This is a genomic window from Aeromonas sp. S2(2024) (genome assembly GCF_041402505.1).
GTDB lineage: Bacteria > Pseudomonadota > Gammaproteobacteria > Enterobacterales > Aeromonadaceae > Aeromonas > Aeromonas media.
Genome location: NZ_JBGLRL010000021.1, coordinates 32852 through 55854, shown reverse-complemented (window position 1 = coordinate 55854; position 23003 = coordinate 32852). Strand labels below are relative to the sequence as shown.

At 64.1% G+C, this 23003-nt stretch carries 24 protein-coding genes; 13 read left to right on the top strand and 11 right to left on the bottom strand.

Going from position 1 to position 23003, the window contains the following annotated elements; all coding sequences use genetic code 11:
* Window positions 1-54: 54 nt before the first annotated feature.
* Window positions 55-486: an NUDIX domain-containing protein gene (locus ACB039_RS17700; protein ID WP_317841957.1), complete on the bottom strand. Its 432-nt coding sequence runs from the start codon at window positions 484-486 to the stop codon at window positions 55-57.
* 195 nt (window positions 487-681) lie between these two features.
* Window positions 682-1686, bottom strand: a complete 1005-nt coding sequence (locus tag ACB039_RS17695) for an NADP-dependent oxidoreductase (RefSeq protein WP_371166138.1) — start codon at window positions 1684-1686, stop codon at window positions 682-684.
* A gap of 202 nt (window positions 1687-1888) precedes the next feature.
* Between ACB039_RS17695 and ACB039_RS17690 the strand changes: the two genes are divergently transcribed.
* From ACB039_RS17690 to ACB039_RS17680, 3 genes are all read left to right on the top strand, one after another.
* Window positions 1889-2314: a MarR family winged helix-turn-helix transcriptional regulator gene (locus ACB039_RS17690; RefSeq protein ID WP_043128402.1), complete on the top strand. Its 426-nt coding sequence runs from the start codon at window positions 1889-1891 to the stop codon at window positions 2312-2314.
* A gap of 29 nt (window positions 2315-2343) precedes the next feature.
* Window positions 2344-2574 carry a hypothetical protein gene (locus ACB039_RS17685; RefSeq protein ID WP_371166137.1) on the top strand — a complete coding sequence of 77 codons (231 nt, stop codon included), beginning with the start codon at window positions 2344-2346 and terminating at the stop codon, window positions 2572-2574.
* Window positions 2575-2719: 145 nt separating this feature from the next.
* Window positions 2720-3037 carry a hypothetical protein gene (locus ACB039_RS17680; RefSeq protein ID WP_005324594.1) on the top strand — a complete coding sequence of 106 codons (318 nt, stop codon included), beginning with the start codon at window positions 2720-2722 and terminating at the stop codon, window positions 3035-3037.
* A 94-nt stretch (window positions 3038-3131) separates the two neighbouring features.
* Here the strand turns inward: ACB039_RS17680 and ACB039_RS17675 are convergent, their stop codons facing one another.
* Window positions 3132-3608 (bottom strand): Lrp/AsnC family transcriptional regulator, encoded by a 477-nt coding sequence (locus tag ACB039_RS17675; RefSeq protein WP_025325819.1) that lies wholly within the window; start codon window positions 3606-3608, stop codon window positions 3132-3134.
* A gap of 310 nt (window positions 3609-3918) precedes the next feature.
* A complete protein-coding gene (locus ACB039_RS17670; protein ID WP_371166136.1) occupies window positions 3919-4542 on the bottom strand; it encodes a helix-turn-helix transcriptional regulator in 624 nt (207 codons plus the stop codon).
* Window positions 4543-4715: 173 nt separating this feature from the next.
* On the opposite strand from ACB039_RS17670, the gene ACB039_RS17665 reads away from it, so the two are divergent.
* Window positions 4716-5954, top strand: a complete 1239-nt coding sequence (locus ACB039_RS17665; protein WP_317841961.1) for an MFS transporter — start codon at window positions 4716-4718, stop codon at window positions 5952-5954.
* 242 nt (window positions 5955-6196) lie between these two features.
* The gene (locus tag ACB039_RS17660; protein ID WP_371166135.1) at window positions 6197-7018 is read left to right on the top strand and encodes a Cof-type HAD-IIB family hydrolase; all 822 of its coding nucleotides are present in this window, start codon (window positions 6197-6199) and stop codon (window positions 7016-7018) included.
* Window positions 7019-7055: 37 nt separating this feature from the next.
* Here the strand turns inward: ACB039_RS17660 and ACB039_RS17655 are convergent, their stop codons facing one another.
* On the bottom strand, window positions 7056-7619 hold the full coding sequence (locus tag ACB039_RS17655) for a DUF2799 domain-containing protein (protein ID WP_171272591.1): 564 nt from the start codon (window positions 7617-7619) through the stop codon (window positions 7056-7058).
* A gap of 198 nt (window positions 7620-7817) precedes the next feature.
* Here ACB039_RS17655 and ACB039_RS17650 point away from each other — a divergent pair, with 198 nt between their 5' ends.
* From ACB039_RS17650 to ACB039_RS17640, 3 genes are all read left to right on the top strand, one after another.
* Window positions 7818-8657 (top strand): isopenicillin N synthase family dioxygenase, encoded by an 840-nt coding sequence (locus ACB039_RS17650; RefSeq protein WP_371166134.1) that lies wholly within the window; start codon window positions 7818-7820, stop codon window positions 8655-8657.
* 212 nt (window positions 8658-8869) lie between these two features.
* Complete coding sequence (locus tag ACB039_RS17645) at window positions 8870-10162, top strand: sodium-dependent transporter (protein WP_371166133.1); 1293 nt, start codon at window positions 8870-8872, stop codon at window positions 10160-10162.
* A 436-nt stretch (window positions 10163-10598) separates the two neighbouring features.
* The gene (locus tag ACB039_RS17640; RefSeq protein ID WP_005324621.1) at window positions 10599-11912 is read left to right on the top strand and encodes a sodium-dependent transporter; all 1314 of its coding nucleotides are present in this window, start codon (window positions 10599-10601) and stop codon (window positions 11910-11912) included.
* 34 nt (window positions 11913-11946) lie between these two features.
* On the opposite strand, the gene ACB039_RS17635 is transcribed toward ACB039_RS17640, so the two are convergent.
* The 3 genes from ACB039_RS17635 to ACB039_RS17625 form a co-directional block, all read right to left on the bottom strand.
* Window positions 11947-13572 carry a hypothetical protein gene (locus ACB039_RS17635; protein ID WP_005324623.1) on the bottom strand — a complete coding sequence of 542 codons (1626 nt, stop codon included), beginning with the start codon at window positions 13570-13572 and terminating at the stop codon, window positions 11947-11949.
* Window positions 13573-13773: 201 nt separating this feature from the next.
* Window positions 13774-14238 carry a hypothetical protein gene (locus tag ACB039_RS17630; RefSeq protein WP_041206735.1) on the bottom strand — a complete coding sequence of 155 codons (465 nt, stop codon included), beginning with the start codon at window positions 14236-14238 and terminating at the stop codon, window positions 13774-13776.
* Between the two features lie 29 nt (window positions 14239-14267).
* On the bottom strand, window positions 14268-15641 hold the full coding sequence (locus ACB039_RS17625; protein WP_182787638.1) for a PLP-dependent aminotransferase family protein: 1374 nt from the start codon (window positions 15639-15641) through the stop codon (window positions 14268-14270).
* A gap of 116 nt (window positions 15642-15757) precedes the next feature.
* Here ACB039_RS17625 and ACB039_RS17620 point away from each other — a divergent pair, with 116 nt between their 5' ends.
* From ACB039_RS17620 to ACB039_RS17605, 4 genes are all read left to right on the top strand, one after another.
* The gene (locus ACB039_RS17620) at window positions 15758-16354 is read left to right on the top strand and encodes a LysE family translocator (RefSeq protein ID WP_182787640.1); all 597 of its coding nucleotides are present in this window, start codon (window positions 15758-15760) and stop codon (window positions 16352-16354) included.
* Window positions 16355-16469: 115 nt separating this feature from the next.
* On the top strand, window positions 16470-17060 hold the full coding sequence (locus tag ACB039_RS17615; RefSeq protein WP_139439688.1) for a LysE family translocator: 591 nt from the start codon (window positions 16470-16472) through the stop codon (window positions 17058-17060).
* 118 nt (window positions 17061-17178) lie between these two features.
* Window positions 17179-17871: an aspartate/glutamate racemase family protein gene (locus ACB039_RS17610; RefSeq protein WP_171272583.1), complete on the top strand. Its 693-nt coding sequence runs from the start codon at window positions 17179-17181 to the stop codon at window positions 17869-17871.
* Window positions 17872-18107: 236 nt separating this feature from the next.
* Window positions 18108-19322, top strand: a complete 1215-nt coding sequence (locus ACB039_RS17605) for an aldose 1-epimerase family protein (RefSeq protein ID WP_323981792.1) — start codon at window positions 18108-18110, stop codon at window positions 19320-19322.
* Window positions 19323-19397: 75 nt separating this feature from the next.
* On the opposite strand, the gene ACB039_RS17600 is transcribed toward ACB039_RS17605, so the two are convergent.
* A complete protein-coding gene (locus ACB039_RS17600; protein ID WP_371166132.1) occupies window positions 19398-21188 on the bottom strand; it encodes a long-chain fatty acid--CoA ligase in 1791 nt (596 codons plus the stop codon).
* A 180-nt stretch (window positions 21189-21368) separates the two neighbouring features.
* On the opposite strand from ACB039_RS17600, the gene ACB039_RS17595 reads away from it, so the two are divergent.
* On the top strand, window positions 21369-21911 hold the full coding sequence (locus tag ACB039_RS17595; RefSeq protein ID WP_371166131.1) for a hypothetical protein: 543 nt from the start codon (window positions 21369-21371) through the stop codon (window positions 21909-21911).
* Window positions 21912-22013: 102 nt separating this feature from the next.
* Here ACB039_RS17595 and rimI read toward each other — a convergent pair whose 3' ends face one another.
* Both rimI and ACB039_RS17585 read right to left on the bottom strand, forming a co-directional pair.
* Entirely contained in the window at window positions 22014-22463 is a 450-nt protein-coding gene (rimI, locus tag ACB039_RS17590; protein WP_152565374.1) for a ribosomal protein S18-alanine N-acetyltransferase, read from the bottom strand.
* 98 nt (window positions 22464-22561) lie between these two features.
* Window positions 22562-22996 (bottom strand): hypothetical protein, encoded by a 435-nt coding sequence (locus ACB039_RS17585; RefSeq protein ID WP_371166130.1) that lies wholly within the window; start codon window positions 22994-22996, stop codon window positions 22562-22564.
* Window positions 22997-23003 lie beyond the last annotated feature (7 nt).

The following is a 23003-nucleotide window of genomic DNA, read 5'->3' as shown; positions in this document are numbered from 1 at the left end:
CGCGCTGGCGTGGCTGTGGCAATTGGCCGCGAGCCAGCCAGCAGGGGATGGGGATTAGGTCGGCTGAGGCAGATAGCAGCGTCCTGTCAGCCAGCAGGAAATGGACTGGCGGCTGGCATCGAAGTGGGGCTCGGGCAGCACGCGAGGATCGCACCAGATCCAGCCTTCGCACTTCTCCGGCTCCAGCAGTTTCGCTTCCCCCTCCACCTCTGCCAGCAGGGTGACTGAGATGTAGTGCAGACCGCTCTCGCGCCAGGTCTCCAGGTTGTTGGTGACGGCGATGACGCTGGGGTTGGTGATGAGAAAACCTGTCTCCTCGGCCACCTCCCGGATCGCCGCCGACTCGAAGCTCTCACCGAGCTCCAGGTGGCCGCCGGCGATGGACCAGTAGGGGGCATGGCTGCCCTTGCGCTTGCCAAGCAGCACCTGACCCTGATGGTTGACGAGGATGACACCGACCCCGACGCGGGGATAGGGAGTGGACATAAGAAGAGCTCCTTGCCAAAACTGGATGGCACCATAAAAAACGGGCCCACCTTAGGACGGATGGGCCCGTTTCGCAAGTCGCCAATTGGCTATCAATTCGGGATCACGTCAACCTGACCAGCATCTTGCCGGCGCAGTGCGCCTCGGCTTGCAACCGTCGATAAAGGGCTGGATCTCTCGACTGGTGGCCGATGGTCAGCCCAGCCTGACCAGCATCTTGCCGGTGTTGCGTCCCTCGAACAGCCCGATAAAGGCCTGCGGCATGCTGGCCAGTCCCTCGCTGATGGTCTCCTCTGCCTGCAGGAGGCCTGCCTCGAAGGCGGGGATGGCCTCGGCCAGGAACTCCCCGTAATGCTGCCAGTGATCGGAGACCAGCAGCCCCTGCATCAGGATGCGCTTGCGGATCATCTGGGCGAGGTTGCGCGGGCCGCTCCCCTGACCATTGCTGTTGTACTGCTCGATAAGGCCGCACAGCACGATGCGCCCGTGCAGCGCCATGTGGTTGAGGGCCGCGTCCAGCATGGCACCACCCACGTTCTCGAAATAGACCTGAATGCCTTCTGGCGCGAGCCGGGCAAGCTCGGCGTCGAGATCCGGCGTCTCCCGATAGTTGATCACCGCATCGGCGCCGAGCGTCTTGAGGTAGGCGACCTTGTCGGCGGAGCCGGTGGACCCGATCACCCGGGCGCCAGCCCGCTTGGCGAGTTGCACCGCCATGGTGCCGACCGCGCCGGAAGCGGCCGATACCAGCAGAGTCTCACCGGCCTGCAGACGGGCGACCTTGTGCAAGCCCGCCCAGGCAGTCATGCCCGGCATGCCGAGGGCGCCGAGGAAGAGCTGGGAGGGCAGCGCTGTGGCGGGCAAACGGGTCAGCTGCTCCCCCTTGGCGACGAAGGCATCCCGCCAGCCCAGCATGCTGCTCACCGGGTCACCCACCTTGAAGTCGGGGTGACGGGAGGCCTGCACAGTGCCGATGGCGCCGCCGTCGAGAGGGCCGTTCAGGGGGAAGGGGGGCACATAGCTCTTGGCCTCGCTCATGCGACCGCGCATGTAAGGGTCCACCGACAGCCACTGGTTGGTCACCAGCACCTCGCCCTCCTGCAGGGCGGGCAGGGGCACTTCCCTGAGGGCGAAATCGTCCGGGGTGGGGAGGCCGGTGGGGCGGCGCAGCAGTTGAATTTGATGGCTGATCGGGGTCATGGTTGTTCTCCACGGGGTAGGGGGCCGTTGATACCGCGCCAGTCTGAGGGGTTGGGAGCGACGGCACGGGGTATTTCTATTTGTGTGCAAACTAAAATCAGGTTAATCCCGAAAAGAGGGGGTGACAACTGTTTTGTGTGCAAATTATTCAGACGCCAGTTGTCCTGGGGTATACTGGCCCCAGTCGTCAGCGAGGTGCCCCATGAGTGAATTGAAAAAGCAGGTCTGTTTTGCCCTCTACAGCGCCTCCAATGCAGTGATGCGCGCCTATCGGCCGCTCCTGGACAAGCTGGATCTGACCTACACCCAGTACCTGGTGATGCTGTCGCTCTGGGCGCGGGACGAGGTCAGCCTCAAGGAGATCGGCCAGGAGACCGGACTGGACGCGGGCACCCTGACCCCCATCGTCAAGCGGCTGGAGAGCAAGGGCTGGCTGACCCGCACCGTCTCACACGAAGACGAGCGGCAAAAATGCATCCGCCTGACCGAGGCGGGACGCGAGCTGCAGCAGGGGGTCAGGGAGTGCTGTCTGGCGGACAACTTGCGCAATCAGGTGGATCTGGCCGATGCTGAGTTGGCCGAGCTCAAGCGACTCTGCGATCGCGTGGCGGCGCAGCTCGGGCGCTGAATCCTCTTCCCCTTGCCTGGAGTCATCCGATGAAACCCTGGTTACCCCTGTGTGTTCTGCTGCTCGGTGGCTGCGCCGGCAGCACCCATTCCCCGTCCGAGTTGCGGATCGATGATGCGGATGCCTGGCAGGCCGTCTGCAAGGATGGCGTGCGGGTCAGGGCCATCAACGAGGAGGGGATCTGCGCGGATCACCGCGGCGTGGCCATGTGGACGAATAAGCCAAGGGCGGTTCGAATGACAGAGGAAGCCGCCAAATAGTGTGATCCAGGCACCATAAAATGACACAACCGGCCCATTGGCCGGTTTTTTTTCGCGATCTCGCCTGCACTTTGCGGCCTTGTTCATGGTGTGCTCATGGTTCCCTTTCCATACTGGCCTCACAGTTTCATGAGAGGAGAGAGAGATGCAGTCATCCATCGTCGGGCTCTCCATTCTGTGGGGGCTGGCCAGTTTTGGTGTTCAGGGGGATTTCATCGAGAGCCGTGATTCCGTTGCGCCGTCCTGGCAAGCCGAGTCCAGAGTGGAGATGGAAGGTTATCTGATTGAGTCGCTCGGCGAAGATCGCTGGGTGTTCGACAACGGCAGCGAGAGTCTGCTGGTCTCCCTGCCCGAGGGGCAGTGGGTGTCAGAAGGCGAGCGGTTGCGACTGAGTGGTGAACCCCAGCAGGAGCAGGCCGGTTGGCTGTTGCAGGTGCAGGATGTCAGCCAGGTCGGCGTCTGACCCGGCCAGTTCCCGGTGACACAAGATACAAAGAGGAGGCCAGTGCCTCCTCTTGCTTTTTGCGCTTCTGGCCCTCAGCCCAGGTGCCGGGTTGCTAGCCCAGGTGGTTGAGGGGCAGCGCCGTCTTGTGCTTGATGCGGCGCAGCACGAAGCTGGAGCGCACCCCGGTCACGCCGGAGATGTGAGTCAGCTTGTCCAGCAGGAAGTGCTGGTAGTGCTCCATGTCCCGCACCACCACCTTGAGCTGGTAGTCGGCGTCGTTGCCGGTGATGAGGTCGCATTCCAGCACCTCGGGCAGATCCTGGATGGCCCGATCGAAGTTTTCGAACCGCTCAGGGGTGTGCCTGTCCATGGAGATGTGAATGTAGGCGGTGAGGGTGAGCCCCAGCTGACGGGCATTGAGCAGGGTGACGTGGGTATCGATGAGACCGGCATCCTCCAGCGCCTTGACCCGGCGCGAGCAGGGAGAGGGGGAGAGCCCGACCAGTTCGGCCAGCTCCAGGTTGCTGATGCGGCCATTCTCCTGCATCAACTCCAGAATATGCCTGTCTATGCGATCAAGTTTCAGCATTCTCCGTTCCTTGTTGCAATTATTAATTCACTTTTCCTAGATTAAGGGTGAACTATTGCAAAAACAACTGAAAATACCTACTACTTCACAACCACTCACCGCACCGGTAGGGGTACCATGGTTTCATCTTCCGGTGGCAAGACAGATGCCCAATCAGGCCTCTGTGGTGAAGGACCTTACCGGGTCAACAACCCCATCAGCCGTCCGACCTTATCGGGAAACGACGGGCTGGAACGAGAGCATCCCCTCCCCGAAGGCAACAAAGCAGGCATCCCGGCGCCTGCTTTGTTGTTTTTGCGCGCCGGCATCCTCAGGCCTGCGGTGGCCGGATGCGATAGAGGCAGCGCCTGTCCCCCTCCAGCAGGTATTGTTCCCGCTCCACCCCGGCCGGTGCCAGCAACTGGCGAAACAGCGCCAGCTCGCTCCTGCAAAATCCCCGACAGGCCCGCGCCGCGGCGCAGATGGGGCAGTGGCTCTCCCACAGCAGCCAGCTGCCATCCTCCTCCTGGCGAAAATCCGCCATATAGCCCTCTCGCGTACGCTGCGCCGTCAGTGCAGCCAGCCTGTCGGCCAGCGCCGGCTGGGTCAGCTCGGCCTGATAACGGGCCAGCTGTTGCTGCTCCCGCTGGGCGATCAGCCGCTCCATGCCCGCCTCGCCAAACAGCTGCTGGATGTTGTCGATAAGCTGCAGGGTCAGCTCGCTGTGGCTATCGGGGAAGCGCTGCCAGGCCTGCTCGGTGAGGTGCCAGAGCCGTACCGGGCGACCGCGGCCCCGCGCCTCGTCGCTAAATCCCACCCAGCCGTCGGCCTCCAGCGCCGTCAGATGCTGGCGGGCGCCCATGGAGGTCATCTGCAACTGCTCCCCCAGCGCGGCGGCACTCTGGGGGCCGTGAGTCTTAAGCAGGTAGAGGATCTTGTCGGTACTGGCGTTCATGGGGGATCTCGTTGTCGACAGGTGCGGCATATTGAGCGGAAGCGGTTCGCGCGATTCTGGTATGCGTGTGGTCATTATGGGCAGCGGCCTCATTTAAATCAATAATTCACTTTACTTAATGCCGTTCCCTTTGCAGTATAAATAAACCAATAACTTTATTTAATGAGGCGAAGATGGAAGGGATCAAGGGACAGGCGACCCTCTGGGTATTGGTGATGACGGTGACCCTGGCGGTGGCGGGTTTCAGCCTGCCCTCGCCGGTGCTGGCGCCACTGATGCTGGATCCGGCCCAGGGCATGTTGACGCCCGAGGCGTCTGACTGGAGCCGCAAGGTGTGGCTCGGGGTCATCATGGGGCTCTATCCGCTGTTTCAACTGCTGGGGGCCCCCTGGCTGGGCAAGCTGTCGGATCGCCATGGCCGCAAGCCGGTGCTGACCCTCTGCCTGATCGGGGTGTTGGCGGGTTATGTGCTGATGGCCCTCGGCATCGCCTGGCGCTCCCTGCCGCTCTTGCTGCTGAGCCGGGTGGTGGAGGGCTTCTTCAACGGCGACATCGCCATCGTGCAGGCGATGGCGGCGGATATGAGCACCACCAGAACCAAGGCACGCAACTTCGCTCGCATCAACATCGGCATGAACCTGGGCTGGGTACTGGGCCCCATGATTGGGGGCTATGCCGCCGTGGTGTCGGGGGATTACAGCCTGGCGGCCTGGCTGGCAGTGGCCATGACGGTGGGCAACCTGCTGCTGGTGCTCTGGCTGCTGCCCAATCGGCCGCCGGTACCCGCCGAGCAAGAGCTGGCCTCCCTCTCGACCCGGCAACTGTTGTTGCAACCCCGCCTGCTGCCCTACTTCGTGCTGACCCTGCTCAGCTACGGGGCCGTGCAGCTCTACTTCACCTACTTCAACGTCTGGTTGGTGGAGCGGCTGGCCTGGGATCCTGTGCAGTTGGCCCAGGCCGCCGTGCTGGTGAGCGTACCCATGATGCTGGGTTCCTGGCTCGGGGCGCAACTTGCCCGACACTGGCGTGGCAGCTCCCTCGGCATAGTCGGACATCTGGTGATGGCGGCGGGCATGCTGATGTTCATTCTGCCGACCCAGTGGTGGGGGCTGGCGCTCACCTTCATTCCGGCCGGCATCGGCATGAGCCTGGGGGAGCTCGCCACCTCGGTGGCCATCTCCAACCGCAGCCATGCCAGCCAGCAGGGGCAGGCGATGGGGGTCTACCGCGGCCTGGCGGTGGGCAGCGAGATCCTGGCGGTGGTGCTGGGCAGCCTGGCGCTGCTGGCAGGCACCGAGTGGCCCTTCTATCTGGCGGCGCTCTGCGGCCTGATCTGCGCCCTCGGTTTCTACGGGTTGCGCAGACGGGCGGACAGACGAAGCGCCGTGGCCGCCTGTGCCGAGCCGGGCTGAGGCGGCTGGATCACAGATTGGCGCCGGGGTGGCAGGCGGGGCTTGCATCCCGGCGCCGAGTTTGGGACGGTATGGCTCTTTGTCCCCTTTTACTCCGTCGCCCGGCGAACCTGGCCAGCACAGGCCTTCATATGCGCCCCGCGATGCCCAGTTCTGAGAGGTGATATGAATCGTTATCAAGCCATTGCACTGGACGCGGGATTGTACGGTGCCGCATTCGTTTCGACATTCCTGGAGGTGATATGAGTCGTTTTCAGGCCATTGCACTGGATATGGACGGTACCCTGCTGACCCGGGATCACAAGATCTCGTCCGCCACCCGGGCCGCCCTGGCCCAGGCCCGCGCCCATGGCATCAAGGTGCTGCTGGTGACGGGCCGCCACTTCATGACGGCTCGGCCCTTCCATCACGAGCTGGCCCTCGACACCCCCCTCATCTGCAGCAACGGCGCCTACCTCTATGATCCGGCGCAAGGCAGGATCCTGGCCGGGGATCCCCTGGCGGTGGCGCCGCTCACCGCCCTGCTGGCCGAGGTGCAGGCGCAGCAGATGGGCGCCCTGTTCCACCTCGACGAAGGCATAGGCTATCTCGGCTGCGAGGAGCATGTGGGGCGGATGCGGCGCTGGTCGGCGAACCAGCCGGATCACCTCAAGGTCTCCCTGCTGCCGGCGGAGGATATCGACAGCTGGCTGCAAAAGCCCATCTGGAAGCTGGAGCTGTTCAATCAGGATCCGGGCCGACTGCACCGCTTCGTGGGGGAGGTGGTGCAGCACCTGCCCTTCACCCAGGATTGGGCGGCGCCCTATGCGGTGGAGCTGGTGCAGCCTGGCTGCAGCAAGGGCAACCGGCTGGCCCAGTGGGCCGTGAGGGAGGGCATAGCGATGGAAAACGTGGTGGCCTTTGGGGACAACAACAACGACATCAGCATGTTCGAGCAGGTAGGGCTGGCGGTGGCCATGGGCAACGCGGCGCCCCAGATCCAGGCCCATGCGGACAGGGTCACCGCGGATCACAACGAAGACGGCATAGCGCTGGCGCTGCAGCGCTGGGTCCTGCCCTCCTGAGGGGCAACAGAAAGGGGCCAGCGCGGCCCCTTGTTGGTCAGCTCCCGAAGGAGAACTGGATCACCCGATCCGGGAAGCGGATCCGGTTGTAGTCACGGCGTACCCCCTCGTAGTGGCGGATGGCGCGCTCGCGCTGGGCCCGGTAGTAGTCCCGCTGCTTGCTGTCGCTCTCGCCCCGGATCTGCTGATCCAGCTGATAGATGGTCCGCTCGGTGCGCTCCAGCTCCTGTTGCAGCTCGCCGAGGCGCTGCTCAAGCAGATACTCCTTGCGACCGCGTTCGAACTGGGTGAGGAAGGTTGTGTCGTTGGGGCAGACTCCCAGGTATTCGTTCCCCTCCCGCCCCTTGCTGTAGGCGAGCTCCGGGATGCAGTAGAGCTCGAGCCCCTTGGCGTAGCCGCGCTGCCACTCGTCTTCGTCCACCCTGAGGCCGTACTCCCCGCAGGTCTGCTTGTAGTCACGGGTGGCGGTCCGGGTCTTGCCCTGCTCCCCGTCCTGATAACCCTGGTTGTACCAGCTCATGGCGCGGCACTCCTCCTCCGACAGGGAGCTGCACCCGGCGAGCAGCAGGGGGAGGGTCAACAGCAGGATCTTGGGGGACATGAAGGGGCTCCGACGGCAAGGATGGTGGGGCATTCTAGAAGAGGAAGCCCGCCTGGGACAAGCACCCGGTACCAGGCCGATTTCATGATGTTTTTATCAGTACTTTCAAGCCGTTGCGAACGGGCCTCCGGCGACCTTTTCTTGCCGGGGGAGGCAGGGTAAACTGCGCCTACTTTTAACTGGCACGTAACAAAAACAATGAAAGTCCTGACCGTCGATTATCGCTCCCCCGACGCGGCCGAGCGCTTCACCGAATCCCTGCGCACCACCGGCTTCGGGGTGCTGACCCACCACCCCATCCCGAAGGAGCTGGTGCAGTCCATCTATGACAACTGGTATCGCTTCTTCATGAGCGAGCAGAAGCAGGCGTTCCTGTTCAACCGCGAGACCCAGGACGGCTACTTCCCGCCCTCCGTGTCCGAGGTGGCCAAGGGCAACAGCCAGAAGGACATCAAGGAGTACTTCCACCTCTACCCCTGGGGCCAGATGCCGGAAGAGCTGAGGGCGCAGGCGATGGAGTACTACCGCCTCGCCAACGATCTCGCCGCCGAGCTGCTCTCCTGGGTGGAGCAATACACCCCGGTGGACATCGCCGCCCACTACAGCTGCCTGCTCTCCTCCATGATCGAAGAGAGCCAGAAGACCCTGCTGCGGGTGCTGCACTATCCGCCGTTTGACGGCACCGAAGAGCCGGGGGCCATCCGCGCCGCGGCCCATGAAGACATCAACCTGCTGACCATACTGCCCGCCGCGAGCGAGCCCGGCCTGCAGGTGAAGGGCTCCGACGGGGAGTGGATGGACGTGCCCTGCGACTTTGGCACCCTCATCATCAACATCGGTGACATGCTGCAGGAGGCTTCCCGTGGCTATTACCCCTCCACCACCCACCGGGTCATCAACCCGACCGGCGGCAGTGCCGCCAAGTCCCGCATCTCCTTGCCGCTGTTCCTGCACCCGCGCCCGGACGTGGTGCTCTCCGAGCGCCACACCGCCCACAGCTACCTGATGGAGCGGCTGCGGGAGTTGGGAGTCATCTAGTCCCGGCACTGCCAGTGTCAGCGTCAAAACCGGAGCAAACTCGCTCCGGTTTTTTATTTTGTGGCACAGTTGGTTGTTTATCCGAATTTTATTGGTTAATGATGCTAAAAACTGAGTTTTATAACGGATATACGCCGAGTGATTGCGCGCCCCCGGGCGTACTCTGAGCGCCATTCCGGGCCCCGCTGGCGGGCCCCTCAATTGGAGTTCCCATGAAGCAGTCCCAATGGTCATCCCGGCTCGGTTACATCCTGGCCGCCGCAGGTTCGGCGGTCGGTCTCGGCGCCATCTGGAAGTTCCCCTATGTGACCGCCGCCAACGGTGGCGGCGCCTTCCTGCTGGTGTTCCTGCTGTTCAGCTTCACCCTGGGGGTGGCGGTGCTGATGGGGGAGACGTTGCTCGGCAGCCTGACCCGGCGCGGGGTGGTGGGGGCCTTCGATGAGTTGATGGGCAAGCGCTGGCGCTGGGTCGGCGCCATGGGGCTCTTGTGCAGCCTGCTCATCTTCAGCTTCTACAGCGTGGTGGGGGGCTGGACCCTGGGCTACACCGGCATGGCGCTGGCGGGTAGCCTGCAACAGGGGGATGGCGCTGCGCTGACCGCCCGCTTCAACGACTATGTGGGGGATCCGCTCTGGCCGGTGCTGACCCACCTGCTGTTCGCCGCCCTCACCTGGTGGTTCGTGCAGGGCGGGGTGCAGCAGGGGGTGGAGCGCACCCTGCGCTGGATGATGCCGGCCCTCTTCATCATGATCCTGCTGCTGGTGGCCTTCGGTCTCACCCTGCCCAATGCCATGGCCGGGGTACGCCACTTCCTGATGCCGGACTTCAGCAAGCTCGGCATGTCAGGTGTGCTCGACGCCATGGGGCTGGCCTTCTTCTCCCTCTCCATTGGTCTGGGCATCCACACCACCTATGGCGCCTACCTGCCCTCCAGCGAAGGGGTGGGCCGCTCCAGCCTCTGGGTGGTGTTGCTGGCGAGCTTGATGATTTTCCCCGTGCTGGCGGCGACCGGCATAGATCCCGCCTCGGGGCCCGGCCTCACCTTCATGACCATGCCGGCGGTGTTCCAGCAACTGCCCTTCGGCCAGGGGCTGGCGGTGGTGTTCTTCGCCCTGCTGGTAGTGGCGGCGCTCTCCTCGGCCATCTCCCTGCTGGAGCACCTGCAGTGCTTCGTCTGCGAGAGCCTGGGCTGGTCGCGGCGGGCGGCCTGCAGCCTGATCACCGCCCTGGTGATGGCGGGGGGCATCCCGGTCAGCCTGTCGTTCGGCCCCTGGGGGGATCTGACCCTGTTTGGCAAGAACATCTTCGAGCTGCTGGACTTCATCACCTCCAACCTGCTGATGCCCCTGTTCGGGCTGGCCCTGACGCTGCTGCTGGGCTGGCAGCTCGGTCGCCGGGCGCTGCCCACCGGGCTGGCACCGCACTGGCGCGCCCTGTTGATGGGTTGCTGGCGCTGGCTGGCCCCCCTGCTCATCGGCGGCATCCTGGTGCGGGGTCTGCTGTGATCTTCTGCCGTTCGGGCGGGCCCTCTGGCCTGCCCGTGGTCCGGGCAGATAGAGGAACCTTGCCGGCAGGATTGACTGTATCGAAAAATCCATGAAATAGAGGCTTATCAAAACTTTGATTCACAATGCGGCCATTAAGTTAATAAATATTCTGTTTTGTGGGCAAGAATGGACTCTTGGCTGTCAACTTCTCTTGCCGTGGTTTAGGCTGTGGCTCCTTTTTCGCGTCTAGGTTACTCACAGAATGTCACCCCTCATCGCCCTTGTTGGTCGATTTTTCAGCTCGCAAGAGAGGTGACCCTGCACGCGCACTCAGTCTGAATGTTCATTGCAAAGGTCGCCCCCGGGCGGCCTTTTTGTTGCAGCCCAGTTGTTGCGACCCAGGTTGCACTTACCCATGGAGTATCGATTCGATGTTGTCTTCCCCGGAGGTTGTATGAGCCAGGTTCAGTGGTCTTCCCGTCTCGGTCATGTGCTGGCGGCGGCCGGCACGGCCATTGGCCTTGGCGCCATCTGGAAGTTTCCCTATGTGACCGCCACCAATGGCGGCGGCGCCTTCCTGCTGGTGTTTCTGCTGTTCAGCTTCACCCTGGGGGTCGCGGTGCTGGTGGGTGAGACCCTGCTCGGCAGCCGCAGCCAGCGCGGGGTGCTCGGCGCCTTTCATCGGCTGGTGGGGCCGAACTGGCGCTGGATGGGCTACATGGGGATCCTCTGCGGCTTCTTCATCTACAGCTTCTACAGCGTGGTGGGGGGCTGGACCGTGGGCTATGCGGCACTGGCTGTGGCGGGCAAGCTCAACCTGAGCGAGGGCTCGGCGCTGACCGCCCTGTTCAACGGCTACGTCAGCCATCCCTGGTGGCCTGTGCTGACTCATCTGGTCTTCGCCGGGCTCACCTGGTGGTTCGTGCAGGGGGGCATTCAGAAGGGAGTGGAGCGGGCGCTGCGCTGGATGATGCCGGCGCTCTTCATCATGATGCTGCTGCTGGTGGGGGTGGGTCTCTCCATGCCGGGGGCCATGGCCGGGGTGCGCCAGCTGCTGCTGCCTGACTTCTCCATGCTGACCGGCCAGAGCGTGCTGGATGCCCTGGGGCTGGCCTTCTTCTCCCTCTCCATTGGCCTCGGGGTACACACTACCTATGGCGCCTATCTGCCCAATAGCGAAGGGGTGCTGCGCTCCGGAGTCTGGGTAGTGACCCTGGCGAGCCTTATCTCTGTGCTGGCGGGGCTGATGATCTTCCCGGCGCTGGCCTCCACCGGCATAGACCCCACAGCCGGCCCGGGTCTCACCTTCATGACCATGCCCGCCGTGTTCAGCCATCTGCCGTTCGGTCAGGGGCTGGGGGTGGTCTTCTTCCTGCTGCTGCTGGTGGCGGCGCTCTCCTCCTCCATCTCCATGCTGGAGCACCTGGTGCGCTTCACCTGCGAGGAGTGGGGCTGGTCGCGCCGTGGCGCTTGCCGGGTGCTGACCCTGCTGATCATGGCCTCCGGCATTCCGGTGAGCCTGTCGTTCGGTCCCTGGGCCGACTACACCCTGTTTGGCAAGACCATCTTCGACTTGCTGGACTACCTCACCTCCAACCTGATGATGCCGCTGTTCGGTCTGGTGTTGACCCTGCTGCTGGGCTGGCGGCTGGGGGATACCATACTGCCTGCCGGGTTGTCGCCGGCCCTGCGTCTGTGCCTGCTCTGGTGCTGGCGACTGGTGGCGCCGCTCTTGATCGCCGGTATTCTGGTGCGGGGTCTGCTCTAGCCGTTGCCCCGTGCAGGCGCTTGGGCTCCCGACCTTAGTGAGGTGTGAGAGGAGGAAGTTTGGGGGCCAGGTGAGATCGGATCTGCCGCAGCGTCTCCTGATAGGCCTCGGCATGCTGCCCCAGGAACGCGGCGCTGTGGTTGAGGCGCCGCTCAAGCCGGTCAACCAGCTGGGCGACCCCGGGAGCCGGCATGCCGCTCGGCCAGCACAGTTGCAACAGCGTCAGCAGTTGCCAGGCATCCCCCGGCAGAGCGGGAAACTCCTCCAGCAGGGTCAAGCCATATTGGATGGCCACCTGATGCTGCCCGGCAGAGATGGCCTCTTGCCGCCCCTGGCGCAGAGAGGCCAGGCGCTGTTCGCGGTGCTCCAACTGCTGCCCGAGTTCGGTGATCACCAGCCTGAACAGCCGCTGGAGCAGTGGGGAGGGCGCCACCCTGGCCTGGTGCTGGCTGAGCTGTGCCAGATAACGCCGGGCGTGCTGGGGCAGGCCGCAGAACTGGCTGACGGCAAAGCCGAGCAACTGGTTGAGGTGATGGTCCCGCGCCGCCTCTGGCGGATGTCTGGCCAGCAGCACCAGGGCCTCATCGAAGCGATAATCCAGGCCCAGCATCAGGGCTTGCAGCAGTGCGGCCTCGTGGTCACGCAGGGTCGTCGCCTGGCCGAGGCTGTCACACTCCTGGCGCAGCGTGGCTATCCTGGCCGCTGTCGGGTTGTGCCAGAGCACCGCCAGACTGGCGCTCAGGATGACATGCTCGATGGATATCCGGAATCTGTGCTCGGAAAAGAAACGCAGAGTGAGGCTTCTGGCCTGCTCCAGCGCCTTCCCCTCCTCTTTGAGCAGCAGTGCCAGCAGAATACCAACCTGGCGCCACTCTGGTTGCCAGGGGTACTTGCGCAGCAACTGCGCGAGCGTGGCCCAGGCCGGTTCCCATTGTGCCTCGTGTAGCAGGCAGGCGAGGGATAGCTCCTGATAAATGGCGGCAGGAAGTCGTGCCTGATTGCGAGCCAGATCCTTGCGGGCACTCTCCAGCCTGTTCAATCCGAGCAGGGCGAGGATCAACCCCTTGCGCGGCCACCAGGCGTCGTGTTCCGTGGTGCACATGGCGTAGTGCTGGGTGGCCTGGAAGTGATCCTGCTCCTGCAACAGCATGTATCCCTTGACCCTGTCTATCTGCGGCCCCAGCCCCTTGTGCCGCGAGTGCTGATAGAGCAGATCCTCGCATCGGGCACAGGCGTTGCGCCACTCCCTGAGGGCCATGGGCGTGGCCAGAGGCCGCGTCAGCTCGATCAGCATCAGCAATTCACGCAGACCGTTGGTCAGTTGCTCCGTGGTGAAGGGGACGGGCAGGCGCAACGGGAAATAGAGGTCGGAAGGGGGGAATTGACCGGCGTCATCCTCCTCGCCCAGCAACCACAGCACGCAACCCGGCGCGAGCAGGCCCAGATAGTGCGCCTCATGGAGCAGACGGATCCCGTCATGGGCCTGATGCTGATACTGGCGGCAGATGATGGCATCAAAGGCGTGCTGGCCGAGGAGGGCGGGCAGGGTCGCGAGCTCCTTGCAATGGCGCAGTTGGGATGCGTTCACCCCCAGCTCGCCGAGCCCCTGGGAGAGGGCCGAGCTGATCATGGCATCGTCTTCGATCAGGAGGATCTGCATTCTTGACGCTCCTTCGCTAACTGGGATGTGGCCAGGCGTGTGAAAACCGGATTCAAAGATGCCCCCACTGTCGTCTGAGAGAGGCGACGGGGTCAATACCCCACTTGGGTCAGTGACAGGGCGCGTGGAAGATAAGCCGCCATAGGGCGGGGGGCCTTCATCCGGTCAGGCCTTGCCGCAGGCTGGGATGAGGGCGGGACCCTACTGCAAACCGGGTCCCTTGGCCGAGAAGGGACAGTCGCGCTGACGGATGAGCCGATTGCCCTGCTGCCCGTGCCCCTGCCAGGCGAGCTCGAGTTGGCCGAGACGACCGAGGTGGCGCAGCTCGAACTCGTAGCGCAGGCAGGGGTTGTCGGTGGGCAGCCGGGTCATGGACGCCGGCAGGCGGTAGTCATAGCGCAGCAGGGGGCCGTCCTGCAGCTGGCTCTGGGCGGGCACCAGGCCCTCCGCCGTGGGGGAGGGAGCACTCAGGTAGCGGCGCAGGGTCAGGGGGGCGTCGATGGCCCTCTGATAGTGGAGTCCGTTCATGGCGGCGAGCTCCTCCTCCAGCCGCTGCAACTCCCCCTCCAGCCCGCTCAGCGCCGCACCCAGCTGCTGATGGCTGGGCGAGGCGCAGCCCCCCAGCAACAGGGTCATGAGCAACAGGGCGGGGCGGACGGGCAGCATGGTCACTCCTTCGGGATCAGGGCCACAGACTATAGCAGGGGATTGGTGGGCGGCGTGCCCCGCAGCAGCCCGGCGAGGCGCTCCAGCCCCTTGGCGACGCGGGCGTCGGTGGCGGGCTGGCTCAGGCTCAGGCGTACCCCTTGCGGGGCGGCAAACTGGCCGGCGGCGAAGTGTTCTCCGCTCGCGACCCCGACGTCAAGGGCGTTGGCCGCCTCGGCGAACTCCTGGCTGCGCCAGGGTTCGGGCAGCGGCAGCCAGGCGTGCATGGCACCCGGTTGCCAGCGCGCCCCCGGCAGCAGGTGACGCAGCAGCTCCCCCCGACGCGCCAGGACTCGTCTCTGCTGCTCGATGAGCGGCATGATCTGGTGCTGGCTCACCAGCTTGCAGGCCAGCTCGATGAGCAGGGGGCTCACCATCCAGCTCGACAGCCGCATGGCCTGGGCGAAGCCGTTGCGAAGGGAGGGGGGAGACAACACGAAGCCGACCCGCAGGCCGCCGCAGGCGATCTTGGCCAGGCTGCCGAGGTAGATGACTCGCTCCGGCGCCAGGTTGACCAGGGGCGGGAGCGAGACCTCGGGCAGCAGGCCGTTGACGTCGTCCTCGACGATCAGCAGATCATGGCGGCGGGCGATGGCAACTATCTCCTCCCGCCGCGCCAGGCTCATGGTGGCGGTGGTGGGATTCTGCAGGGTAGGGGTCAGGTAAAGCAGCTTGGCCCGCCGCTGGCGGCAGGCGGCTTCCAGGGCGGCGGGGATCAGCCCCTCCTCGTCCATCGCCAGCCCCATCACCTGATTCTTCAGCTGGCGCGCATTGCCCAGCATGCCGGGGTAGCTGAGCCCCTCGCAAAAGAGGGTCTCCCCCACGCAGCCGGTGGCCAGCAGGGCCAGCATGATGCCGTGCTGGGCGCCATGGCTGAACAACAGCCTCTCTTCACTCCCCTGGATGCCCTGCGCGGCGAGCCAGTCGACGAACAGCTGGCGCTGCTCGGCACGTCCCGCCTCCTTGTCATAGCCGAGCAGAGCGTTGAGATCCCCGTCCGCCAGTTCGGTCAACATGGGCCTGATGATGGCGGCCCTGTCCAGCTGCACCGGCAGGTTCTGCCACAGCTCGATGCGCTGATTGTCCTCGTTGCGGATCACCCATTCGTTGGCGGGATCCGCCGCAGCCCTGACCCAGGTGCCATGACCCACCCTGGCCGCCAGCAGACCCCGTCGCTCGGCCTCGGTGTAGGCACGGGTGATGGTGCCCACAGTCACCCCCAGCCGGTCTGCAAGGGCCCTGTGGGTCGGCAGTCGGGTCTGGGGGGGCAGTGCGCCATCGGCAATGGCCTGCTCGATGGCCTTGACCAGTTTCAGGTAGAGGGGCCCCTCGAAGGGGGTGAGGTCGGGTGTCCAGATTGTCATGGTGACAATAAATCCATTGATCCAATATTGTCCCCAATATAGCGTGATATTCAGCCTGTTAACAACCCAATAGCTCACATTGTATCGATACAATGTAACAAGAAAGGAGTCACCTCATGACCATTGAATGGTACGCCACCCTGTTTGGCTTCGCCCTGCTCACCTGCGGCACCCCGGGGCCCAACAATCTGATGCTGACGGCATCCGGCGCCAACTTCGGGGTACGCCGTACTCTGCCACACCTTATCGGGGTGGTGGTGGGCCAGCCGGTATTGCAACTGGTGCTGGCGCTCGGCTTCTATCCGCTGTTCGAACGCTGGCCCCTGCTCAAGGTGAGCCTGCAGGTGCTGGGCAGCCTCTATCTGCTGTGGCTGGCCTGGCGCATCGCGGTGGCCGGTGCCCCAGGGGATCCGGCAAGTCGCGCCCGTCCGCTGACCCTGCTGGAGGGGCTGGGCTTCCAGTTCCTCAATCCCAAGGCCTGGATGATGGGCATCTCCGCCATCAGTCTGTTCAGCCTGCCGGGGAGCGACTACTGGCCGAGTCTGTGGGGCATCATGTCGGTCTTCCCCATGGCGGGGCTGCCGGTCTGCTTTGCCTGGGTGCTGTTCGGCCATCAGCTCAGCCGCTGGATCAACTCGGACAAGGGCTGGCGCCGTCTCAATGGCAGCCTGGGGGCCCTCACCGCCCTGTGCGTGGTGATGCTCTGGTATTAATGGTTGCCTGATTATTCATGCAAAGAAAATGCATTGCCGACCTTGTCGTCAGGGCAGAGGCTCTGCATATTAGGAGGCTTGCCGCGCTCTTGCCGCACTAAAGGATGAGATTGAGATGGATCTGAACTGGTTGTTCCCCCTGGCGGGCTTTGCCCTGATCACCTGTGGCACCCCCGGCCCCAACAACATGCTGCTCACCAGCGCCGGGGCCGCCCAGGGATTTCGCCGCTCCATTCCCCTGCTGGTGGGGGTGGTGGGGGGCATCAACCTGATGATCCTGGCCACGGCCCTGGGGCTGGGGGTGATGTTCGAGAAGGTGCCGCTGCTGCATGACGGCCTCAAGCTGGTGGGCTCGGCCTACCTGCTCTGGCTGGCCTGGAAGGTGGCCAATGCCAGCGGCCCGGCGGATGGCAGCCGACCGCTCATCCCGGCCCATCAGGGGGCCATGCTGCAACTGCTCAACCCCAAGGCCTGGATGATGGCGCTCTCCGCCATCAGCGGCTTCACCCTGGCGGGGGAGGCTTACTGGCCGTCCGCTGGCTGGGTGCTCGGCATCTTCTTCGTGACCGGCCTCTACACGGGGGCCTTCTGGGTGCTGTTCGGTGCCCAGGTGCGCCGCCTCATCCGTACCGCCAGAGGCTGGCGTCGTTTTAACCTCGGCATGGGGATCGCCACGGCGGCCTGCGTGCTGATGATCTGGGTTTAGGCCTTGGCCTGAGCCTTTACCGGCTGTCTTGTTGGCCCTTCGGGGCCTTTTTTGTTTCGTCGGCGGCGCGGCATGACGCTCGCGTCGCCCGGTGCCAGCGTGGTGGCAAGGAGGGTTCATGAAATGTATCGGTCTGCTGGGTGGCATGAGCTGGGAGTCCACCGTCAGCTACTACCAGGCGCTCAACCGGGGTGTGCGGGCGCGGCTCGGCGGTTTGCACTCGGCGCGGGTGCTACTCAATAGCGTCGATTTTGCCGAGATAGAGCGGTTGCAACATGCCGGTGACTGGCCCGCTACCGCCCGTCTGCTGGCGGCCGAGGCCCGCGCACTCCAGGCCGGTGGCGCCGATTTCCTGATGATAGGCACCAACACCATGCACAAGGTGGCCCCCGAAATTGAAGCCGCCATCGAGATCCCGCTGCTGCACATCGCCGATGCCACCGCCCGCCGCCTGCAGGCAGACGGGGTGACCCGGGTCGGCTTGCTCGGTACCCGCTTCACCATGGAGCAGGATTTCTACAAGGGGCGGTTGGAGGCGCAGTTCGGACTGGAGGTGCTGGTGCCTGCAGAGGAGCAACGGGAGCGGGTGCATCGCATCATCTATGACGAGCTCTGTCTTGGGCAGATCCATGAGCCGTCGCGGGCCGAATACCTGGCCATCATCGCCGAGCTGGCCCAGGCCGGGGCTCAGGCCGTGATCCTGGGCTGCACCGAAATCGCCCTGCTGGTGGGGGAGTGCCAGGCCGCCGTGCCGCTCTACGACACTACCGCCATTCATGCCGATGCCGCCGTGGCGTGGGCGCTGGAGTAGGGCAGAGAGAGACAGAATCCGTGGAGGCGCTGCGGCGTCTCCCCTCCTCTTGCCGTCATCCTCCCCGATCCTGACTGTGAGTCAGCCTTCACTTCAGCAAGCCGATTGACGCTTTTATTGTCAAACGGCTCACATTTCCTCCTTTTGTCCCTTGAGTCCGACGCGTCGGACGCCTAGGTTTCGATCACTGAAACGATTCAGCTATCACCAAAAACAAGAGACACGAGGATAAAGCCATGTTGAAGAAACTCTCCATTGCCGTGCTGCTCGCCCTGGGCGCGAGTTCTGGCCAGGCCGCCGAATTCTTGCTGACCGACGCCCAGCAGGGACTGGATGTGGGGGACTGGAAGATCACCAGCGACAAGCTGGGGATCAAGAGCCCGGTACCCTTCTCCATCGAGAAGAAACGCCTGCACGGCGGGCGTCAGGAAGGGGTGGATCTGCTCATCGTCGACAACGGGGTGATGAAGATCACCCTGGTGCCGACCCGTGGCATGGGGATCAAGGAGGTCAAGGGGGCCGATCTGCGCCTGGGTTGGGATTCCCCGGTCAAGGAGGTGGTCAACCCGGCCTTCATCGATCTGGAGAGTCGCGCCGGTCTGGGCTGGCTCGATGGCTTCAACGAGATGTTGGTGCGCTGCGGCTATGAGTGGACCGGTCACCCCGGGGTGGATGACGACGGCCGCCTCAAGAGCCTGCACGGCCGGGTGCAGAACATACCGGCATCCGTGGTCAGCGTGACTGTGGACGAGGAGCCGCCCTACGCCATCCACGTGCGGGGCCGGGTGGACGAGCGCACCTTCAAGATGAGCGAGCTGGTCACCTGGACCCAGCTGAGCGTAGTGCCCGGTCAGGCGGAATTTGCCCTGCAGGACAAGCTGACCAACCACGCGGACTACGAAAACGAGTACCAGATCATCTATCACGGCAACTTCGGGGCGCCGATCCTGGAGGAGGGGGCACATGTCAGCACGCCGGTGAAGCAGATCTCTCCGTTCAACGACTACGCCAAGGCGGGACTCAAGGGCTGGCAAACCTATCTGGGGCCCACCAAGGGCTTCGACGAGATGGTGTTCAACCTGGTGCCCTACAGCGATGCCGAGGGCAACACCCTGGCGGTGCTGAACAACAAAGCGGGCAGTGCCGGGGTGGCGGTGGGTTACAACACCAAACAGTTACCTGTGCTGACACTCTGGAAGAACACAGACACCCGGGCCCAGGGCTATGTGACCGGCATAGAGCCCGGTACCAGCTATGCCTACAGCACCAAGTACCAGCGCCCGCTGGGGCTGGTACCCAAGATCCAGCCGGGGGAGACCAAGACCTTCGACCTGACCTATCGCCTGCTGCGCAATGGGGAGGAGGTGAAGCAGGCCCTGGCCCAGGTGGACAAGATCCAGGCCGGCCGTCCCACCGAGCTGCGCGAGCAACCCCTGGTCAAGCTGCCCTGAGTGGCAGGCAGACAGCAAAAAGCCGCTCCATGAGCGGCTTTTTCATGCCAGATGAGGGATCAGCCGTGGCTGGACTCAGACATGGCTGTACATGGCCTCGATCTCGCTCTGGTACTTGGATTCGATGATCTTGCGGCGCAGCTTCATGGTGGGGGTGATCTCCCCGAGCTCCATGGAGAAGGCGCTCGGCAGCAGGGTGAACTTCTTCACCTGCTCAAACTTGGCCAGCTCTTTTTGCAAGTCAGCAATCCGTGCCTCGAAGAACTCCACCACCTTGGAGTGGCGCAGTAGCTCGGTCTTGCACTGGTACTGCAGGTTGATGGAGCGGGCATACTCCTCCAGGGACTCGAAGCAGGGGACGATCAGCGCCGAGACGAAGTGGCGGGCATCGGCGACGATGGCGATCTGCTCGATGAAGCGATCCTTGCCCAGGGTCCCCTCTACCAGTTGCGGGGCCACGTACTTGCCGTTGGAGGTCTTCATCAGCTCCTTGAGGCGCTCGGTGAAGTAGATGTTGCCCTGGTCGTCGAGCTCGCCGGCATCGCCGGTACGCAGGAAGCCATCGGCCGTCATCACCTCGGCGGTGGCGTCCGGCTTGTTGTAGTAGCCGCGCATCACGGTCGGTGAGCGCACCAGCAGCTCGTTGTTCTCGCCGAGTTTGACCTCTATGCCGTCCATGACGGTGCCGATGGAACCCAGCTTGAACTGGCTGTCCTCGTAGCAGCAGACGGTGGCCGTGGTCTCTGTCATGCCGTAGCCGTATTTGAGGTTGAGCCCCATGGCCTGGAAGAAGAGGTTGACGTCGTCCGCGAGGCGAGCGCCTGCCACCGGCAGGAAGCGGGTGCGGCCGCCGAAGCGCGCACGCAGCTTGCGAAACACCAGCCGCTCGGCCAGGGCCAGCTGCAGGTAAAGCAGGGGGGAGGCGGATTTGCCGGCCTGGCGGGTGGCGACCATCCGCTTGCCGACCCCGGTGGCCCAGCCGAACAGGGCGCGGCGCAGGCGCGGTGCCTGGGCAACTTTGGCCTGGATCATGGCGTAGGCCTTCTCGTAGAGACGTGGTACGGCGCACATCACGGTGGGCTGCACCTCGCCAATCACCTCCATCACCTTCTGCGGATCGCGGATATAGACGTTCTCGGCGCCGCAATAGAGCACGTAGTAGCTCCAGGCGCGCTCGAACACGTGGCTCAGCGGCAGCATGCAGAGGGAGATGTCCTGCTCGCCAAGATCCAGGCGGCGGTCGTGCATCTCGAAACAGGCGGCGATGTTGTTGAAGTCGAGCATGACTCCCTTGGGTTCACCCGTGGTGCCCGAGGTGTAGATCAGGGTCAGCAGATCATCCATGCGGTAGTGCTGCTCGCGCTCCCTCAGCGCCTGCTCGCTGGGCTGATGGTTGCCGGAGACCAGGAAGGTCTGGAAGTGGCTCGCCTGCTCGCAGCCGCGCAGATCGACGGTGCCGTCAAGGGTGACTATCTGGTTGATCTCGCCACTCTTGAGCAGCAGGAGCGCCTGATCGAACTGGGGCTGCTCCCCCACGAACAGCAGCTTGATGCCGGCGTCCTTTATGATGTAGCGCAGTTGTTCGAGCGTGCTGGTGGGGTAGATGGGCACGCTGACGCCACGGGCGGCGAGGATGCCGAGATCGGCCTGGGTCCACTCCGGCATGTTGCGGGCATAGAGGCCGACCATCTCGGTGGGCTGGTGGCCGGCGCGGATCAGCGCCTGGGCGCAGTAGTCCATGGCCTGGCCCAGAGTACGCCAGCCGATGGCGCGCCATTGGCCATCCTGCTGGACGCGCAGGGCGGCCTTGTTGCCAAGGCGGGCAATACGCTCACGCATCACTCTAACCAGATGAAGCTGCGACATCTAAATCATCCTCAAGTAACAGTTGTGCGCCCGCAGGGGCACTAAAATCGGGGCTGGAGTTTAAACTCTAACATTACAGCTTACAAGTGTGCGCCATTTGTCCTGGATCACAAAGTCGTCAACTCGGGGAGAGTCAGGCATGATAAGGACAAGGGTCGGATTCATTCAGGGAGTAGCGCCATGGGGATCGGGGTCAAGAGTCTGTTGACGGGCATGTTGTTGCTGCTGGCGGGAGCCGGTGCACTCTGGTTTGTCCTTGGCGGATCAGGGGCGCAGGACAACCCCTGGCTGAGCGGGGCCGAGGGCTATGAGCAGGCGCAGCGGCTGGCGCTGAGCGAAGGATACCCCTTGCTCTACGTGATAGAGCGCGCCAAATGCCGACGCTGCAAGGCGCTCAATAACGAGCTGTGGCGCGCTCCCGAGATGCAATCCGCCCTGGCGGGGCTGGCCAAGGTACGGCTCAACCCGGATGCGGGGGATGGCAGCGAGCACATACTGCGGCGCTTCCCTCAGGTGGCGACCGCGCCCGGCATCTATGTGCAGCGACCGGGAGAGCCGCTTAGGCCCATCAAGGTGGCGGTGGATATCCAGCAGATCTGGATGCCAGGGGTCACCTACGGGCGCGGCTTCTTCATGCCGCTCTCGGGGGCCGCCTTCGAGGCGGTGCTGAGGGTCACCCTCAGCCTGGAGGATCCTTCCATCGACAATGCGCCCCTGCCCTGAGGGGCGACTGGGGTGCGGGATGAGGGTAGACACGACAAGGGGGCGGCATGCCCCCTTGTCCGTGGTGGATGGCCTCCTGACCCAAGCCGGGCGGCTACGGGATCAGCCGAAGTCGAACAGGCGAGACATCAGCACGGCGTCTTCCCGATCCTGCCCGGTGCCGTAGTAGTCGGCGCGGCGGCAATACTCGGCAAACCCCTCGCTCTCGTAGAGGCCGATGGCGGTGCGGTTGCCCGCCCGCACCTCCAGAAACCAGGCCTCGGCCCCCTTCGCCTTGCTGCGGGCCAGATACTCCTTGAGCAGCGCCCGACCCAGCCCCTTGCCCTGAAACTCGGGGTGCACGCAGATGTTCATCAGCGAGCTGTCTCCCGCCACCAGATCCGAGATATAGAAACCGGCGGGACGGCCCTCCACCAGCATCAGGCCATTGAGATAGCGCGGCCCGAAGCAGGAGAGCAGGTTAGCCTGGCTCCAGGGCTCCTGGTGGGCGGCCCGCTCTATGGGATAGATGGCGTTGAAATCGGATTCGAGCAGGGGACGAAAGCTGGGCAAGAGGTCAGACATGGTTACTCCGGACGGGATTCGGACTTGCGACGGACGGCATGGTCATGCCATGGTCGTGGCTTCAAGGATCTTGGCGGCTGGCCGGTTCAACCGGGCTGGCGCTGTCGGCACTGCTGCCAGAGGGCGCGCTTGTGCACCGCGCCTGGCTTGAGCGGGCAGATGAGGGCATGGGGCCAGCGCGGATCCGGCGCCGTCAGCCAGAGCAGAGGAGGCGTCACCCCCTCGGGCAGCTCGTCGAGCAAGGAGACCTCGTCCGTGCCTATGCCGAGCCACTGGCAGATATCCCCGAGCAAGGAGGGCGCGGGCAGTGCCTCGGCCTGCAGCCACAGCTTGCCGGTCGGCACCGCCACCGGCTGGCGTGGGGTCGCCGCATCCTCTGCCGCCGGGGTCACCTGCGGCTGCCGGGTTGCCGCAGCGTCTGCCGGTTGGTCTGGCAGGCCCCTGGCTCTCAGTTGCCAGAGGGGGATGCCCATCCGGGCCAGGATGCGCTGACGCAGTGGGTCCAGCAGGGGATCTTGCATGCGAAGG